Source organism: Blastococcus sp. SYSU DS0669 (assembly GCF_054050895.1).
Genome location: NZ_JBJHAE010000002.1, coordinates 266,106 through 281,900, shown reverse-complemented (window position 1 = coordinate 281,900; position 15,795 = coordinate 266,106). Strand labels below are relative to the sequence as shown.

General features: G+C 73.2%; 16 protein-coding genes and 1 tRNA gene. 7 read left to right on the top strand and 10 right to left on the bottom strand.

Annotated elements, in window-relative coordinates; translation table 11 throughout:
* Positions 1-284 precede the first annotated feature (284 nt).
* From ACI792_RS03890 to ACI792_RS03870, 5 genes are all read left to right on the top strand, one after another.
* Positions 285-1,067, top strand: coding sequence for a M23 family metallopeptidase (locus tag ACI792_RS03890; protein ID WP_456601411.1), 783 nt, complete (start codon positions 285-287; stop codon positions 1,065-1,067).
* Between the two features lie 29 nt (positions 1,068-1,096).
* On the top strand, positions 1,097-1,531 hold the full coding sequence (locus tag ACI792_RS03885) for a helix-turn-helix domain-containing protein (RefSeq protein WP_456601410.1): 435 nt from the start codon (positions 1,097-1,099) through the stop codon (positions 1,529-1,531).
* 10 nt (positions 1,532-1,541) lie between these two features.
* Positions 1,542-1,955, top strand: a complete 414-nt coding sequence (locus ACI792_RS03880; RefSeq protein WP_456601409.1) for a VOC family protein — start codon at positions 1,542-1,544, stop codon at positions 1,953-1,955.
* Positions 1,956-2,061: 106 nt separating this feature from the next.
* Positions 2,062-2,134 (top strand) — tRNA-Ala (locus ACI792_RS03875).
* Between the two features lie 524 nt (positions 2,135-2,658).
* A complete protein-coding gene (locus tag ACI792_RS03870) occupies positions 2,659-3,354 on the top strand; it encodes an ANTAR domain-containing protein (RefSeq protein WP_456601408.1) in 696 nt (231 codons plus the stop codon).
* A 258-nt stretch (positions 3,355-3,612) separates the two neighbouring features.
* Here ACI792_RS03870 and ACI792_RS03865 read toward each other — a convergent pair whose 3' ends face one another.
* The 3 genes from ACI792_RS03865 to ACI792_RS03855 all read right to left on the bottom strand — a co-directional run bounded on the left by ACI792_RS03865 (position 3,613) and on the right by ACI792_RS03855 (position 5,418).
* Positions 3,613-3,942, bottom strand: coding sequence for a hypothetical protein (locus ACI792_RS03865; RefSeq protein ID WP_456601407.1), 330 nt, complete (start codon positions 3,940-3,942; stop codon positions 3,613-3,615).
* 20 nt (positions 3,943-3,962) lie between these two features.
* Positions 3,963-4,718 carry a GAF and ANTAR domain-containing protein gene (locus tag ACI792_RS03860; RefSeq protein ID WP_456601406.1) on the bottom strand — a complete coding sequence of 252 codons (756 nt, stop codon included), beginning with the start codon at positions 4,716-4,718 and terminating at the stop codon, positions 3,963-3,965.
* A 61-nt stretch (positions 4,719-4,779) separates the two neighbouring features.
* Positions 4,780-5,418, bottom strand: a complete 639-nt coding sequence (locus ACI792_RS03855) for an ANTAR domain-containing protein (RefSeq protein WP_456601405.1) — start codon at positions 5,416-5,418, stop codon at positions 4,780-4,782.
* 549 nt (positions 5,419-5,967) lie between these two features.
* On the opposite strand from ACI792_RS03855, the gene ACI792_RS03850 reads away from it, so the two are divergent.
* Entirely contained in the window at positions 5,968-6,606 is a 639-nt protein-coding gene (locus ACI792_RS03850; RefSeq protein WP_456601404.1) for a GAF and ANTAR domain-containing protein, read from the top strand.
* Positions 6,607-6,813: 207 nt separating this feature from the next.
* Here ACI792_RS03850 and ACI792_RS03845 read toward each other — a convergent pair whose 3' ends face one another.
* From ACI792_RS03845 to ACI792_RS03830, 4 genes are all read right to left on the bottom strand, one after another.
* Entirely contained in the window at positions 6,814-7,146 is a 333-nt protein-coding gene (locus tag ACI792_RS03845) for a hypothetical protein (RefSeq protein ID WP_456601403.1), read from the bottom strand.
* A gap of 108 nt (positions 7,147-7,254) precedes the next feature.
* Complete coding sequence (locus tag ACI792_RS03840; RefSeq protein WP_456601402.1) at positions 7,255-8,010, bottom strand: ANTAR domain-containing protein; 756 nt, start codon at positions 8,008-8,010, stop codon at positions 7,255-7,257.
* A 227-nt stretch (positions 8,011-8,237) separates the two neighbouring features.
* Positions 8,238-9,755, bottom strand: a complete 1,518-nt coding sequence (locus tag ACI792_RS03835) for a mannitol dehydrogenase family protein (RefSeq protein WP_456601401.1) — start codon at positions 9,753-9,755, stop codon at positions 8,238-8,240.
* Between the two features lie 85 nt (positions 9,756-9,840).
* The gene (locus ACI792_RS03830) at positions 9,841-10,854 is read right to left on the bottom strand and encodes an aldo/keto reductase family protein (RefSeq protein ID WP_456601400.1); all 1,014 of its coding nucleotides are present in this window, start codon (positions 10,852-10,854) and stop codon (positions 9,841-9,843) included.
* 131 nt (positions 10,855-10,985) lie between these two features.
* On the opposite strand from ACI792_RS03830, the gene ACI792_RS03825 reads away from it, so the two are divergent.
* Positions 10,986-12,314 (top strand): glycosyltransferase family 4 protein, encoded by a 1,329-nt coding sequence (locus ACI792_RS03825; protein WP_456601399.1) that lies wholly within the window; start codon positions 10,986-10,988, stop codon positions 12,312-12,314.
* Positions 12,315-12,380: 66 nt separating this feature from the next.
* Here ACI792_RS03825 and ACI792_RS03820 read toward each other — a convergent pair whose 3' ends face one another.
* The 3 genes from ACI792_RS03820 to ACI792_RS03810 all read right to left on the bottom strand — a co-directional run bounded on the left by ACI792_RS03820 (position 12,381) and on the right by ACI792_RS03810 (position 15,675).
* Entirely contained in the window at positions 12,381-13,487 is a 1,107-nt protein-coding gene (locus tag ACI792_RS03820; protein WP_456601398.1) for a zinc-dependent alcohol dehydrogenase, read from the bottom strand.
* Positions 13,480-14,469 carry a Gfo/Idh/MocA family protein gene (locus tag ACI792_RS03815; protein ID WP_456601397.1) on the bottom strand — a complete coding sequence of 330 codons (990 nt, stop codon included), beginning with the start codon at positions 14,467-14,469 and terminating at the stop codon, positions 13,480-13,482. The genes ACI792_RS03820 and ACI792_RS03815 overlap by 8 nt, the downstream gene beginning before the upstream one ends.
* 516 nt (positions 14,470-14,985) lie before the next feature.
* On the bottom strand, positions 14,986-15,675 hold the full coding sequence (locus ACI792_RS03810; RefSeq protein ID WP_456601396.1) for an SGNH/GDSL hydrolase family protein: 690 nt from the start codon (positions 15,673-15,675) through the stop codon (positions 14,986-14,988).
* Positions 15,676-15,795 lie beyond the last annotated feature (120 nt).

Sequence of the window (15,795 nt, the reverse complement as noted above, 5' to 3'; positions counted from 1 at the left end):
GCGGATGTTTCACGCCGAGTGAGGGAAATGCCCGTTGCGGGGCACTCGAAACGCGTCCCGGACCCGTGCTGCGCGTCCATGATCGTCGATCGGTCCGGGGCCCCGACAGGCGGGTCGAAGCACACGGGTGTCATTCCCTCCTGTGACTCGTGGGGTTCGCGGGACAGGTGGTGCGGCTCACCTCGGCGTGTCCCGGAGGACGCGCCGGACGCTTGGTCACGGATGCGTCACGCAATGTTTCGATGGGTGAGCGCACGTGGTGGAACGCGAGACGGACAGGGTGCATGGACGCTGGTATCGGCCCGGAGGCCCGCACGGCGGTGCTGGCGGCGGTCGGCCCCCGGACCGGTCGGGCGGCCGAGCGGAGGGCGGGCCGGCGCGCGCCCCGGGCGCAGACCCGGCGCAGCCCGGCGCTGCTGCTGAGCTCGCTCCTGCTGGGCGGCGTGCTCGCGGCCGGGATGAGCCTGCAGGGCGCGCCCGCGGCCGAGGCCACCTCCGTGATGGCGGCCCAGGACGCGCTGCTGACCGCCGAGGAGGGCGTCGAGGTGCTGCCGCAGGCCTCGATCACCCTCGCCGAGGCCCAGGCGCGCCTGCAGGAGGTCGCCGCCTCGCGCGCAGAGCGGCAGGCCGCCGAGGAGGCCGCGGCGGCCGCCGCCGCCGAGGCTGCGCGCCCCAAGGCCGTCCTGCCCGTCGCGGGGGCCCGGCTCACCAGCGGCTACGGCAGCCGGTGGGGCACCTTCCACTACGGCATCGACCTCGCCGCGCCGATGCGCACCCCCGAGTACGCCGCCGTCGACGGCGTGGTCCTGCGGGCCGGCTCGGCCAGCGGCTTCGGCCTGGCCGTCTACATCCTCCACGAGAACGGCGACGTCACCGTCTACGGCCACATGGACAAGATCCTGGTCACCCCGGGGCAGTACGTGGAGGCGGGGGAGACCATCGCCCTGCTGGGCAACCGCGGCCAGTCCACCGGCCCGCACCTGCACTTCGAGGTGCACAAGGGCGGTCTGGACGGCAAGCGGATCGACCCGATCCCGTGGCTGGCCGCGCGCGGCGTCCACATCTGACGCAGGTGCCCGCGTGGTCTGATCGCCCCGTGGCCGGCGCCGTCGAGGAGAGCAACCGGCGGCTGCTGCGCGCGCGGGACGCCATCGACCGCCACTACGCCGAGCCGCTCGACGTCCCGACGCTGGCCCGCATCGCCCTCGTCTCGCCGGCCCACTTCATCCGCTCGTTCCGGACCGCGTTCGGCGAGACCCCGCACCGCTACCTGCAACGCCGCCGGGTGGAGCGGGCCATGTTCCTGCTGCGCACCGGCGACCGCAGCGTCACCGACGTCTGCATGGAGGTCGGCTTCTCCAGCCTCGGCACGTTCAGCCGCGTCTTCCGCGACGTCGTCGGGGAGCCGCCCAGCGCCTACCGGCGTCGCGGGCCGCTGCCGCCGGTGCCCACCTGCTTCGCGATGGCGTGGGCTAGGCCGGCCACTGATCGAGCAGTTTCGGAGAAGCGGTTCCCCGCCCCGGCTCCCTAGCGTTCGCCCCATGCTGACGACCATCTCCATCACCCAGATCTACGTCCCCGACCAGGACGCCGCCCTCGACTTCTACGTCGGGAAGCTCGGCTTCGAGGTGCAGACCGACATGCACTTCGGGCCGATGCGCTTCCTGACCGTCGCGCTGCCCACCGACCCCGGGCACGCGGTGCTGCTGGAGAAGCCCGGCGCCCCCGCGATGAGCGAGGAGACCGCTGCCCAGGTGCGCGAGCTGGTGAGCAAGGGGGCGGCCGGCGGCCACCTCTTCTTCACCTGCGACGACGCCTGGAAGACCCACGCCGAGCTCCGGGAGCGCGGCGTCGAGATCACCGAGGAGCCGGTCGACCAGCCCTACGGCATCGACTTCGGCCTCCGCGATCCCTTCGGCAACCACGTGCGCGTCGCCCAGATGAAGCAGGCCTGAGCACGGGCCCGCCACGGGATCCGCGGCACCGACCCCCTCCGTCGATCGCGCCGACCCGCCCTGTACAGTTGCTCCCGGCTCGGAGGAAGGACGCCGGGCCGGGATCGGGGCTGTGGCGCAGCTGGTAGCGCACCACACTGGCAGTGTGGGGGTCAGGGGTTCGAGTCCCCTCAGCTCCACCCCGATGACCAGGCCGTTCCCCTTCGGGGGAGCGGCCTGAGTCGTCTCTGGTGGCAGTTGGTCCACTCCTCACCCGGCGTTAGGAGGGGCACTCCTTCGGCCGGCAGCTCGCGGGCCGGGGGTGCATGGTTGGCTCTCGATGTCCGCCCGTGTCGCCCTGCGATCTCGGTGTCCCGCAGTGCCGGCGCGGAGCCCGGGCCGGGTCGCGCAGGGCTACCAGGCGCTGTCGGCGTCGGAATCGGCGTGGCGAGACGTCCGTTCAGTCCCTTCGACGCGGTGACGGGCACGGGATGGACGAAACCGCGTACGCTCTCCCGGACGGCGGGCTCAGCACCCGGCGTCGATGTTGCGTCACAGAGCGGCGTAGCGCGTTTGCGGAGCCCATCGTGGGGTTCGCCGCCGAGGTCGCTCCCGGTATCGATCAGACCGGAGGCCCGCGGTGGCCCGCAGCGAGGAACAACGATCCGTCGAAGCTGCCGAGGCACTCCGGCACCTGGGCCAGCGGTCCTTGCGGGAACTCTCCATGGAGAGCCTGCTGCAGTCGATGGCCGACCTCGCCAAGCGCGTCATGCCCGGTGACCCCGAGGCATCGGTCACGCTGCTGATCGAGGACGAGCCGCGCACCGTCGTCACCACCGGGTCACTGGCCCTCGGGCTCGACGAGGTCCAGTACCACCGCGGGGACGGGCCGTGCCTGCACACCGCCCGCAACGGCGTCCTGGTCGAGATGGGGGACACCCGTGTCGACAGCCGGTGGCCGGACTACGGGCGGTACGTCGCCGACACGGGTGTCCTCAGCGTGCTGGCCGTTCCTCTGGTCATCTCCGGGGAGGAGCAGGTCGCGGGATCGCTGAACGTCTACGCCCGGAGGCCGGAGGCCTTCGACGAGGCCAGCCGGGCGGTGGCCACCGGGTTCGCCCCCTACGCCGCGGTCGCCGCCGGCACCGTCCAGGCGTACCGCCGCGCCCGTGAGACGGCCGACAACCTGCAACGGGCACTGGAGTCCCGAGCCGTCATCGAGCAGGCCAAGGGCATCCTGATCGAGCGCCACAAGCTGACCCCCGACCAGGCGTTCGAGGCCCTGGCCACCGTCTCGATGAACACGAACATCAAGGTGCGCGACATCGCCGAGCACCTGGTCCTCACCGGCGAACTACCGCTCGTCCGGACCGGATCCTCGCTCTCCGCCGACCAGGCCATCCAGCAGCGGGGCCGCTAGCATCACTTCTCGCCCGTGTGCAGCCGCGGCGGTCACCCGGGTGGCGTGCCGCGGTGAGGCCCCGTCACTCCACGACCGCGGGTGGCGGGGCCGCCCACGCGATCAGGACGGGAACCTCCCGACGCCCCACCGCGCACCCGATCCGTCAGGCCGCCCGGCGGCCGACCAGTCGTCGGCGAGGCGGGCAGTGCGCGATCCGGCCCCCTCCGGTCGACGCCCACCCGCCGTGCGGAGCGGCAGGGGTCCGGTCGGCGGCGGTCAGCCGGGTTCTCCGGGGCTCGACCGGTGCCTGTCGAGCAGCTCCTCGACGAGGCCGGTCTGCAGGGGCCTGCTGGAAACGTCCGGCATGGCCGTCCCGAGGGGCACCCGGGCGGCCCGGTAGAGCTCGTCGAGTCGCTCGTTGACGGCGACGGCGAGCATGTCCTGCTCCAGCGTGTTCAGGGGGAGGACGCCCTGGAGGTAGCCGTCGACGTCGAACTCGTCGTGGTTGCCGCCGAGGGCCAGGTAGCGCAGCCAGAGCTCCTGGACGGTCAGCTCCGCCCGCACCCGCGCCGTCTCGCAGAGCCGGTGCCGGTCGTCGGTGTCCATGGCGATGGAACCGCCCCTCGTCAGGCCTGAAGGCGGTCGTCGTCCCGGGGAGCCGCGGTCAGGAGCTCCCGCGCGACCTCCTCGACGGAACGGCCCGACCTGCGGGCGGTGTCGGCGAGCAGGGTGAAGGCGGCATGCCCGTCGGCCGCTCCCTGTGCCATGAGGATGCCCGTTGCCCGGTTGATCGCGTCCCGGCTGCCCAGGGCATCGGTCAGCTGGCGACTGAGCCGGCGGGCGTGCTGCAGGCTCTGGGTGTTCGCGAGGAGGATCGCTGCCTGCTGGGCGAACAGGCTCATCACCCGCTCGGCGTGCGCGTCGTAGTTGTCCGGGCGGTCGGAGTAGACCTTGATGGCGCCGATGGCTTCGTCGGCGACCACGAGGGCGGTACTCAGCACCGAGCGCACCCCCCGGGCGCCGGCCGCGGCGCTCCACGCCGCCCAGCGGTTGTCGGTGGCGGTGTCGTCGATGCGGACCAGCTGCCGCGATCGCCACGCGGTCAGGCACGGTCCCTCGTCGAGTTCGTACTGGAGGCCGTCGGCCTCTTCCACAGCCTGGTTGGAGGACGCCCGCGAGCGCTTGCCGTGCTCGTCGGCGAGGGTGACGCCGGCGCCGATGCTCCCGGCGACGGTGACCTCGGCCAGCGTGGTGACCAGTCGAAGGGCGCTGTCGACCGTCTCCCGGGACAGGACCAGCCCGGCCATCTGCCTCAGGGCGGGGGAGAGCTCCGCGGGCTCCTCCTGCAGGCGGTCAGCGGGTCGGGCCGCAGGGTCGGTCATGGCGTTCCCCTCAGAGGTGGGATCGGGGTCCGTGGGGAATGGCGGCCTCCGGTCGACCGCGTCACCGGGGCCGATCCGCGACGCCGGCCACGATCGCGGCGGCGATCTCCCGGAGCTTCCGGTTGGCGCGTTGGGAGGCCATGGCGAGGATGTCGAAGGCCTCCGCCGCGTCGCAGCGCCGTTGGGCCATCAGGACGCCTTTGGCCTGCTCGATGACGGCCCGGTGCTGCATCGCGATCTCGAGGTTCTCGGCCCGCTGGCGGGTGGTCTCGTAGAGATGCATGTTGCCCACGGCCACGGCGGCGTAGGACGCGAACTTGCGGGCGACGACTGCGGCCTCGGAGCCAAAGGCGTGTGCGCCGACCGCGTAGAGGTTCAGGGCGGCATGGACGGTCTGGTGAACCGGGACCGGGACGGACAGGGAGCTCAGCGAACCGTGCTCGACGCAGGCCCGGGCGTAGTCCGGCCAGCGGGTCTCGGTGCGGGCGTCGGGGATCTCCCGCAGCTCTTCCCCCACCGCGGCCTCCAGGCAGGGGCCGTAGCCGCGGCCGTACTGGGTCTCGTCCAGCTGCAGGGCCAGCGCACCCGTGTAGGCCGCCGTGGTGGCCTTGTCGTTGACGACCACGCTGACGGAGGACTCCGCGACGCCGGGGATGACCTGCTTGGCCAGCACGGCGACGCGCCGCAGAACCGACTCCATCGATTCCTGGCCGAGAGCGACCCGGGCGAGTTCGGCAAACGCCTGTTGCGCGTCGGTGACGGGTGCGGCGGACGATAGATGGGTGCTCACGGCTGTCCGGCCTGTCTATTCGGCAGAGGGCGAGACGGGGTTCTCGTCGACGACGGAGATGGCGCTGGGCGCATCTCCCGTGGTCGCGAGGCCGCTTCCTGACGCCGCGATCGCCGCTCGTCGCGGCGTGGGGCCAACCGTACGCCACCGCGATACGGCGCGGACATGTTCGGGAACACGCCTTGGCACGCCCGTGCCGGTGAAGTCTTCTGGGGCGGCCGCTGGTGCGGAACCGCGGCCGAGGAGCCCGGGTATGCATTCCCGGACGCCCAGCGGTCGTGCAAGAGTGCGGGGGTGGGCCACACGAGTCCTGGCGCGCCCGGGCCTTCCGGTGACGAGCGTTGGCGGACTGACGCGGACCCCGTACCCGCCGACGGTCGGGGGCGGCCGTCGACGCACGCCACCGGTGACGCGGTCCGTCACGACCTGTCCCAGCGGCTGTCCGACCTCGCGCGGCAGATGCAGCACCAGAGCGACCCCCCGGCGGTCATGGAGCTCATCGTCTCGGCGGTCGCGGGCACGATCCCGGGAGCAGAGGAGGCCACTGTCAGCCTGGTGCAGGGACGCCGGCGGGTGATCTCGGCCGCAGCCACCGGCGAGCGGGCGCGGCGGTTCGACGACCTGCAGCGGGAGATCGGTCAGGGCCCCTGCCTGGACGCCGTGTACCAGCAGGTCACCGTGCGCGTCGACGACCTGGCCGGCGACCCGCGCTGGCCGGAGCTGGCCCGTCGGGCCACCGCGGAGCTCGACGTGGCCAGCATCCTGTGCATCCAGCTGTTCGTGCACGGGAGCGACCTCGGCGCCCTGAACCTGATGTCCCACCGGCCCGGGGCGTTCACCGACGAGTCGGAGCGGATCGGTCTGCTGTACGCCAGCCACGCCGCGATCGCGGTCGCCAACGCTCAGGACCTGCACCACATCACCGCCGCTCTGGCCAGCCGCGACGTCATCGGCCAGGCCAAAGGGATCCTGATGGAGCGCTACAAGGTCACCGGGGACATGGCGTTCGCCCTGCTGGTCAGGACGAGCCAGGAGACCAACAGCAAGCTCACGGAGGTCGCCGAACTGCTCACGGAGACCGGCACCCTGGGGCGTTGACACCGCAGCACCGCCGGACGTGGAAGAGCACGACCGTGCTGCCGTGCCGGCCGGTACGGGGCGACGAGCGCCTCAGGACGGCGGGTTCCGGTTCTCGCCCGTGCACCCCTGCGACGACGAGGCGGAGATCCTCTCCCCGCTGTCGGCCTGGTGAGCGACCACGGTGGCGGGTGGTGGCGGCGGCCGGCCGATCATCGGAGGGTCGGTTCAGTCGACCGCAGCCGGACCGGGGTGGTCCCGGCAAGGCCGCGGCCACGGGGCGCCCGCCGGTGCCACGGCCTGGTGCGCCTCGTCACGAGCCCCCCGAACCGGGACGAGGCTCGGACTGCCGACGTCCCACAGGGCCTCGTTCAGGGCCTGGGACAGGGCGTTGTGCTCGTTGTCCGGCCAGAGCGTCGTGCCGGCGAGGTAGTCGGCCATGTCGGTGCGGGAACGGTTTCCGCCGCACTCGAGATAGGCCCACCACAGCGAGTCCGGCCCCAGGTCTCCGAGCCGATGGGCGACGACGGTCAGGGGGCAGGCGAGGGCGGTGCTGGTCATGAGAGTCCCTTCGTGAAGGACGACGGGTCGCGGGACGCAACCGGGGCTCCGGCGAGCGACGGCGGGGTGGCGGGAAGGCGGCCTCGCTGAGGGAGTGGCCGCCTCGGGTCAGGGACGACCGAGGTCGTCGCCCGGCGACGTGCCGAGGAGCTCGCCGGTGTGCACGAGGTGGTCGGCGATGTCGCGGACTTTTCGGTTGCTGTGCATCGATGCGCGCGCCAGGAGCTGGAAGGCCTGGTCAGGCGTCAGCTTGTGCCGCTCCACGAGCACGCCCTTGGCCTGGTCGATGACCGCGCGGGACTGCAGCGCGAGCTGCAGGTTCTCGGCCGTGTCGCGGGCGCTCCGGTAGGCGTGCAGGTTGCCGGCCGCGACCGCGGCGTACGGGCCCAACCGGGTGGCGGCCGATCGGCTGTCCTCGTCGAAGGCGTGGGTGCGGCGGGCGTAGATGTTCAGCGCCCCGGTCACCTCTGCGTCCCCGTCGATGAGCAGGGGGACGGCCAGGGAACTCAGGTTGCCGTGCTCGGCCGCGCGGCGGCTGTAGTCCGGCCACCGGGTGTCGGCGCGGGTGTCGAGGATCTCGGTCAGCTCGCCGGTCCGCGCCGCGTGCAGGCAGGGGCCGTGGCAGCCCTCGTACTGGGTCTCGTCGAGGGCCACGGCGAGCTGCCCGGTGGACACCACCGTGGTGGGTCGCCCCCTGACCAGCAGCGTCACCGAGGTGTCGGGGTGGCCGGGCATGACCTCCGTGGTGAGGTCGGCCACCGTCTGCAGCAGGGCCTGCATCGACAGGTCGCGCAGGGAGAGTCGCCCCAGCTGCTCGAGCGCCTCGGCAGCCGTCGCGGGGTGAGCGTTGTGCGTGCCGTCCACGGCAGGGCCTCCGGTGGTGAAACCGGGGGCGAGGTGGCCTCGGCAGCAGGCCCCGGTCGAGGGGCCCGCATCGCGGATACGCCGATGCTGGACGCAGTGTCGACGCACGTGCACATCGCCGCTGAACTCGACGGTACGCGCATTCGGCGCACCTGGACAGGGACTGGCGGGAGTGCGGCCGCCGGAGCGGGCGGGGGGAGAACTGTGACCAGCCGGTGTGCGACCGCTCAGCCCGAGCCGGCCGGCGCATCCACGAGAGTGGCGAGGGTGGCCCGCGCGCCGCATGCACGAAGGACCGCCAGGGCCCGTCGGTAGGGCTCGACGAAGCGCTCGTCGTCCACCAGGTCGCCGAAGATGCTGCGGTCGGCGACGAAGGCCAGTGGATCCTCGTCGAGCCGGCCGGCGTTGGCGCGGACGCGGTCGGCCTGCCGGTCGACGAGGGTGATCGGGCGCGCCTGGTCATCCCGGCCCTCGGCGAACCGCGCCCAGCTGGCGACGACGGCTGCGGCCCGGTGCACCTCTCCGCCGGTAGCGAGGTTGTCGCGGATCACCGGCAGTACGTACTTGGGGATCAACGCCGAGGTCTGGCTGCACAGCCGGGTCACCGTGTCCGCGACGGCGGCGCTGGTGAAGCGGGCCAGGAGGATCCGCTTGTAGTGCTCGAGGTCCACGTCGGGAACGTCAGGGAGGGTGGGGCTGACCTCCCGGTCCATGTAGTCCTGCAAGAACCGGGACCACAGCGGGTCCCGGCAGGCGTCGTGCACGAAGCGGTATCCGGCCAGGTGTGCGAAGTAGGCCAGCGCCTGGTGGCTGCCGTTGAGCAATCGCAGCTTCATGAGCTCGTAGGGCGTGACGTCCTCGACCAGCTGGACCCCGGCGTCCTCCCACGCCGGGCGGCCGGTCGGAAACCTGTCCTCGATCACCCACTGGGCGAAGGGCTCGCACACCACCGGCCACGCATCCGCGACGCCCAGCCGATCTCGCACCCACGCGACGTCGTCGGGTGTGGTCAGGGGCGTGATCCGGTCGACCATGCTGTTGGGGAAGGACACCTCTCGCCGCACCCAGGCACCCAGCTCGGGGTCCCGCAGGGTGGCGAAGGCGGTGAACGCCCGTCGGGCGACGTCGCCGTTGTTCTGCAGGTTGTCGCACGAGAGGACGGTGAACGGCGCGAGCCCGCGGGATCGGCGGCGAGCCAGGGCCTCGGTGACCAGACCGAAGGTGGTGCTGAGGACCGCGTCGGGGCGCAGGTCGGCCCGGACCTCCGGCGTGCTGTCGTCGAAGGCACCGGACACCGGGTCGGAGTTGTAGCCGCGTTCCGTGATCGTCAGGGAGACGATCCGGGTCTCGGGGTCCGCCATCCTCTCGACCACGGCCTCGGGGTCGTCGGGCGCCAGCAGGTGCTCGACGAGGGAACCGACGACCCGTGGTTCCAGCGATCCGTCGGGGTGCTTCACCACGAGGGTGTACAGCCCGTCCTGTGCGCTCAGGACCTCGTGCATGCGCCGATCCGAGGGTAGGACGCCGACTCCGCAGATCCCCCAGTCGAGGCCCTTGCCGGCATTCATCAGCCGGTCCGCGTACATGGCCTGGTGCGCGCGGTGGAACCCGCCGACGCCGATGTGCACCATGCCGGTGCGCACCCGGCGACGGTCGTAGGACGGGATCGCGACCGCCGGCGCCAGCGACCCGAGCGTGCCGGGGCCGAGGGCGAGCGCCGACGTGCGGTCAGGACCGTGGAACACACCCCTACCCTAACGTGAGGTAAGAGTATTGTGCTCCTTCGTGGAGCTGTCGACGGGCGGGGCGCGCCGGCTCGGTCGCGAGCCGTCAGGCCGCCGCTTCCCTCGCCGCCTTGTCCGCGGGCAGGAAGACGGTCCTGGGGTCGCGTTCGACGACGTCGCCGAGCACCTCGTCGACGCGGGTCATGACGTCGGCCTCGAGCCGGACCCCGGCCGCCTTGACGTTGTCGTGGACCTGCTCGGGGCGGCTGGCGCCGATGATCGCCGCGGCGACGTTCGGGTTCTGCAGCACCCAGGCCAGCGCCAGCTGCGCCATCGTCAGGCCGAGATCATCGGCGATGGGACGCAGCCGCTGCACGCGGACCAGGACGTCGTCGGCGAGGAACCCCGCCACCTGGAAGCCGACCCCGGTGTGGCTGGCCCGGCTGCCCTCCGGCGGCTGCTCCCCGGGCCGGTACTTGCCGGTGAGCACTCCCTGGGCCAGCGGCGACCAGACGATCTGGGACAGCCCCTCCTGCTCGCAGGCGGGAACGACCTGGGCCTCGATGACCCGCCAGAGCATCGAGTACTGCGGCTGGTTGCTGATCAGCTGCACTCCCAGCTCCCGGGCCAGGGAGGCTGCGGCGGCTATCTGGTCGGCCTGCCACTCGGAGACGCCGAGGTAGAGCACCTTGCCGGCCCGCACGAGGTCCGCGAAGGCGGTCATCGTCTCCTCCAGCGGCACCGTGGGGTCGTACCGGTGCGCCTGGTAGAGGTCGATGTAGTCGGTCCCGAGCCGCCGGAGCGACGCGTGGCAGCTCTCGGTGACGTGCTTGCGGGACAGCCCGCGGTCGTTGGGGCCGGGCCCCGTCGGCCAGTAGACCTTGGTCGCGATCTCCAGACCCTCACGGCGCTGACCTGCGAGTGCGCGGCCGAGCACGGATTCGGCGGCCGTGCCGGCATACACGTCGGCGGTGTCGAACGTGGTGATCCCGACGTCGAGCGCCGCCTGCACGCAGGCGACGGCGGCGTCCTCCTCCACCTGGCTGCCGTGCGTCAGCCAGTTGCCGAAGGCGATCTGCGAGACGTTCAGGCCCGACCGGCCCAGTCGACGGAACTCCACGCCGTCCGACCGTAGTCGCAGCCACGCCGCCCGGCCCATGGAGCGCCGGGTGCGAGCGGGAGCGGAGGCACTTGCGCGATCGACCTCTCCCCGCCATCGTGCGGCCAACGAGAGCGGAGAAGAGGTGGTCGATGGCGACCGCGGCCGACGAGGCGACTGACGGCCTCGGCCCCTCAGCAGCGGGGGAGTCGTCCCTGGCATCCGGGTGCGCGGCGTGGCCTCGCCGACGGCTGTCGATCTGCCTGTACTCCCCGTCGGTCGACCCCTCCGGGATGGGCTCCCACATGCTCGACCTGGCTGCGGAGTTCCGGTCGGAGGCCGACGTCTCGGTGCTCTGCTGGGGGACGGCGAGCGGGCGCCGGGTCCTCGACCGTGCCGAGGCGCTGGGGGTCGCCACCCGCGCTCTTCCTCCTCCGCGAGACCCCGAGTTCGGTCAGGCCGTCGTCGACTTCCTCAGCGCCCACCCGGCGGACGTGTTCCACATCCACGTCGGCAGCGGGCGGGAGAACTTCGACGGCGCCCGGGCGGCGCGCCGGGCCGGCGTGCCGGCCGTGGTGCAGACCCAGCACCAGCCGTGGCTGTTGAACCCGCGGAAGCGCGCGCCGTTCTTCCGGGCCATCACCGCGGTGGACCGGCTCATCGCCGTCTCCGAGGGGGTGCGGCTCACGCACGAGCGCATCGGGGTGCCCGCCGACCGGTTGGTGACCGTCCCGAACGGGATCGCCCCCCGCGGACCGGCTCCCGGCCGGGCGGCCGCGCGGCGAGCGTTGGGCCTGCGCCCCGACCACATGGTCGTCATGAACGTGGGCCGGCTCCTCGTGCAGAAGGGGCAGCGCCACCTCGTGGCGGCGATGCCCGCCCTCGCGGCACGCTTCCCGTGCCTGGCGGTGGTGATCGTCGGCGGCGGCTACCTGGCCGACGCCCTGGCCCGCCAGGCGGCCGAGCTCGGCGTGGCCGACTTCCTCCACCTCCCCGGACACCGCACGGACGCCCGGATGCTGCTGGACGCCGCCGACGTCTTCATCCTGCCGTCCCGCCAGGAGGGCATGCCCCTGGCGGCCCTCGAGGCGATGGACGCCGCGCTCCCCGTGGTCGCCACCGACGTCATCGGAACGGCGGAGGTCGTGGTCTCCGGGGTGACCGGGACACTCGTGCCGCCCGAGGACCCGCCCGCCCTCGCCGAGGCGATCGCGGAACTGCTCGCCGACCCGGCCCTGCGGCAGCGGTACGCGCAGGCCGGGCGGCGCCGGTACGTGGAACTGTTCACCGCGCGGCGGATGGCGCAGGACACCCTGCGCGTCTACGAGGACGTCCTGACGTCACCCCGTCCACCGATCGGGAGCGTCTGCCGTGGTGCCGAGTCGTCTGCCGAGCCGTTCGCCCGGTCGCTCGCTGTCCGCGATGCGAGGAACCCGCCGTCCTCACGCCGGAGGAGCGCAGCGACTGCCGAGGGGCCGTGACGGACCGTTCGACGTGCCTGCGCACCGCCAACACAGCACGCGGTGCTCTGGCAGGCGCGCGGTGGGTCAGCCGGGCCCGAACTGCAGCACCGCCTGCAGCGGTGGGCTCGCCAGCCGTCGACCGGCCAGGTCGGCCAGGAAACGAGGGCCGTCCTCGAAGGGGAGGACATCGGTGACCAGCGACGAGCGGATCTGCGCGCCGCGGTCCCGCAGCAGGTCGAGGGTGGCCGCCGCCAGCGCTGTGCGCGTCCATGTCCTCGCCATGCCTCGTGGCACCCGGCCGATCTGCGCGCAGACCAGCGCCAGGCCGTTGTGGTGGAACTCCTCGCCCAGCCGGACGGCCTCGGCACCGGCTTGGTAGAAGCCCAGGTCGACCACCGTGCCTTGCGGCCGCAGGGCTTTCAGGGCGGTGGCGAGGGCGACGTCGTGCCCGCGGCACTGGAGGACGACGTCGGCGCCGGCGTCCCCTGGACCGTGCCGCCAGCGGTGCTTGGCCTCGAGCCAGCCGCGGCCGTCGGCGTCGTCGATGGTGTCGAGTCCGAGGGCGTCCGCGACCGCGCGCCGCTGAGCGGACGGTTCGGCGACGGCCACCGCTGCCGCACCGTGCCGGACGGCGAGCAGAGCGGTGAGGAGCCCGATGACGCCGGCCCCTGTGACGAGCACGTGGCGGTCCCGGACGCCGGCGTCCAGGGGAGCCTCGGGCCCGGCGAGCGCCGCGGCGGCGTGGAGGAGGCCGTTGACGCAGATCGGGCCCATCTGCGCGAGGTAGATCCCGAGCACGGGATCGAGGTCGTCCGGCACCGTGATCGCCGTCGTGCGGGCGGGATCGGCACAGCGGCCGGTGCGGTGGCCGTAGGCCATGGCGACGCGAGTCCCGACGGGCAGGGCGTCCGTGCTGCTCTCGGTCACCCGGCCGACCTCCATGTAGCCGAGGCTGCGCTTCGGGTAGCCGTCCCGGGCGCCCACCCCGAAGGCCCGCAGGTCCGGGTCCCAGCCCAGCCGGTGCTGCGGGTCGGTCCCGCGGACGAGGGCGACCTCGGTCCCGGCACTGATACCGGACCACTCGGTGGCCACCCACGCCTGCCCCGGTCCCGGCTCGGGCTCCGCGTCGTCCAAGATCACGGGCCGGCCGGGCTCGGCCACGCCGATGGACCGCACGCGCCGCTCAGCCATCCACGTCGCCGTCCGTGAGCCGCACCGGAACCCCCTCGCGGGCAGCGCGGTCGGCGGCGCAGGCCAGGACGTGCGTGCGCAGCGCCTCCCCGTAGGGGACACGGGCCTGCTGCACCCGGCCGAGCAGGACGTCGACGAACTCGCGGTCCTCCGTGGCGATCGGGTCCTGCTCGGACCGCAGGACCTCCTCGCCCTCGGCAGTGGTCACCCGGAGCTCGTGGTCGGCGAGCCCACGCTCGGACAGCTCGAGGACGCACCCACCCGTCACCACCTGGAGGCCGACCCGGTGCCGCCAGCCCAGCACCCGGGTGGAGGAGATGCTGCCCACCACCCCCGAGGCGAACCGCAGCAGCGCGGCTGAGGCGGTGGGGACGTCCTCCGGCCCCTCCGGGGCGCTTCGCTCGACGGCCGCCACCGTCTCGACCTCTCCGGCCAACCGGCGGGCGAGGTCGAAGATGTGCGTCGTCTGCTCCACCACCTGGCCGCCGGAGTGCCCCCGTCTCGGCCACCACGGGACCGGGGGCGTCTTGTCCAGCCAGTAGCCGGTGAGGAGGTGGACGGGCTCGTCGGCGAGCAGGTCAGCGGCACGCTGCACGACGTCGAGGTGCCGCCAGTGGTAGCCCACCGCGGTCGGGAGCCCCGTCCCCACCAGCCGGCCGGCGACGGCCTCCGCGGTCGGCAGGTCCGACGCGAGGGGCTTCTCGACGAAGAACGGCAGTCCGCGGTCGATCGCCGCTGCCTCGAGGGCCCCGTGCGCGAACGGCGGCACGCACAACCAGACCGCGTCGAGATCCTCCGTCTCCAGCAACGCCAACCCGTCCCCGTACGGGCGTGCCCCGTACCGCGTGGCGGTCTCCTCGGCGCGCTCCGGCCGGCTGTCGGCGATCGCCACGACGTCGACCTCGGGCAGGCGGGCGAGAGCTCGCAGGTGCTGGCCGGCGATGAAGCCGCTGCCCACGCAGGCCACCCGCAGCCGCCTCATGCCGGGCTCCGGCCGTCCACCGCGCCTCCTCGCTGCCGACGACCCGCCGGGGCCGCGCGTCCCGGCCCCGTCGCGGTGACGGCGCCGGTGGGTCGGTGCCGTGCAAGCTACCGGCTGGGTCCGTCCGTCGCGCGCTGTGCGCCCTGGGCCGCCCGCCCGTTGCCGTGGTCATCTCCGCCCCGCCCGATTCCCCGTACCGTCGGCGGCAGCCGACGACGAGTCCCTGCCGTCAGGCGCCACCGGTCCACACGAGCGGCCGGCGGGGTCGTCCCCGCCTCAGGATGGCTCTGGCCGCAGCGCGCCCGGCGCGACTCGTCGATCAGGGCACGCATCGATGCCTGCCCACCGGCACCCGGCCCCATCGGGTGAGGGCCGGCGCCGAGGTGGCACCGGTCCGAGCCGGCGCGTTCCACCCTGGTCGGCATGACGTGCGACGACTGCCTCGAACTCGCCGACTTCTGCCGCTGCCGGTACCGCTCCTGGTGGCGCCGGCGCAGCTAGCGGCGTTCGCGCCACTCAGCCGAGGGCGTCGGCGACGACGTCGGCCAGCACCTCCGTGCCCGCGGCCGAGGGGTGGGTGCCGTCGTCGCTCATGCCCTCGGCGAAGGTGCCGTCCGGGTCGGCCAGCGGCGTCCAGAAGTCGAGCAGCTCCACCCCGCGCTCGTCCGCCCAGGCGCGCAGCCGCTCGTTGAGGGCCATGGTCTCGGCGGGGAACTCGGCGCTCGGGGGGAGGGTGGCGAAGACGGGCGCCGCCCCGCCGGCCTCGATCTCCTCGGCGATCCGGGTCAGCGTGTCGATCGTCCCCTCGGCGCGGCCCTGCCGGACGTCGTTCGTGCCGGCGAGCACGAGCACCGTGGCCGGGCGCGGGGCGAGCGCCTCGGGCACCCGGGCGAGGATCTCGTCGCTGCGTTCCCCGCCGACCCCGAAGTTGCCGCCGTAGGTGACGGGGGAGTCCTCGCGGCAGCCGAGCACGTCGACGTACGCGTCGTCGACCCCGATGGGCAGCGCCCCCACGTGGCTCCCGGCGGTGATCGAGTCGCCGAGGGCCACGGTGCCGCCCGGCTCGTCGGACGCGGAGAGGAAGCACTCGAAGTGCAGGACGGCGTGCGCCAGCCGGTTGCCGGGGCTGTCGCGGACGAACAGCGAGGCCGCCGAGAGCAGGACCAGCACCGCGACGACGGCCAGCACGACGCGCCTCCGGCCCATGGATCCGACGGTAGCGGCCGACCGGCGGGCGCTCCCGTGGCGCGGGTACCTGTGTGCCCTGCGTAACCGCTGACGAGGTCGCGCGTTGGTCCGCGCACACCGCCCCCACCCGATCTGGAG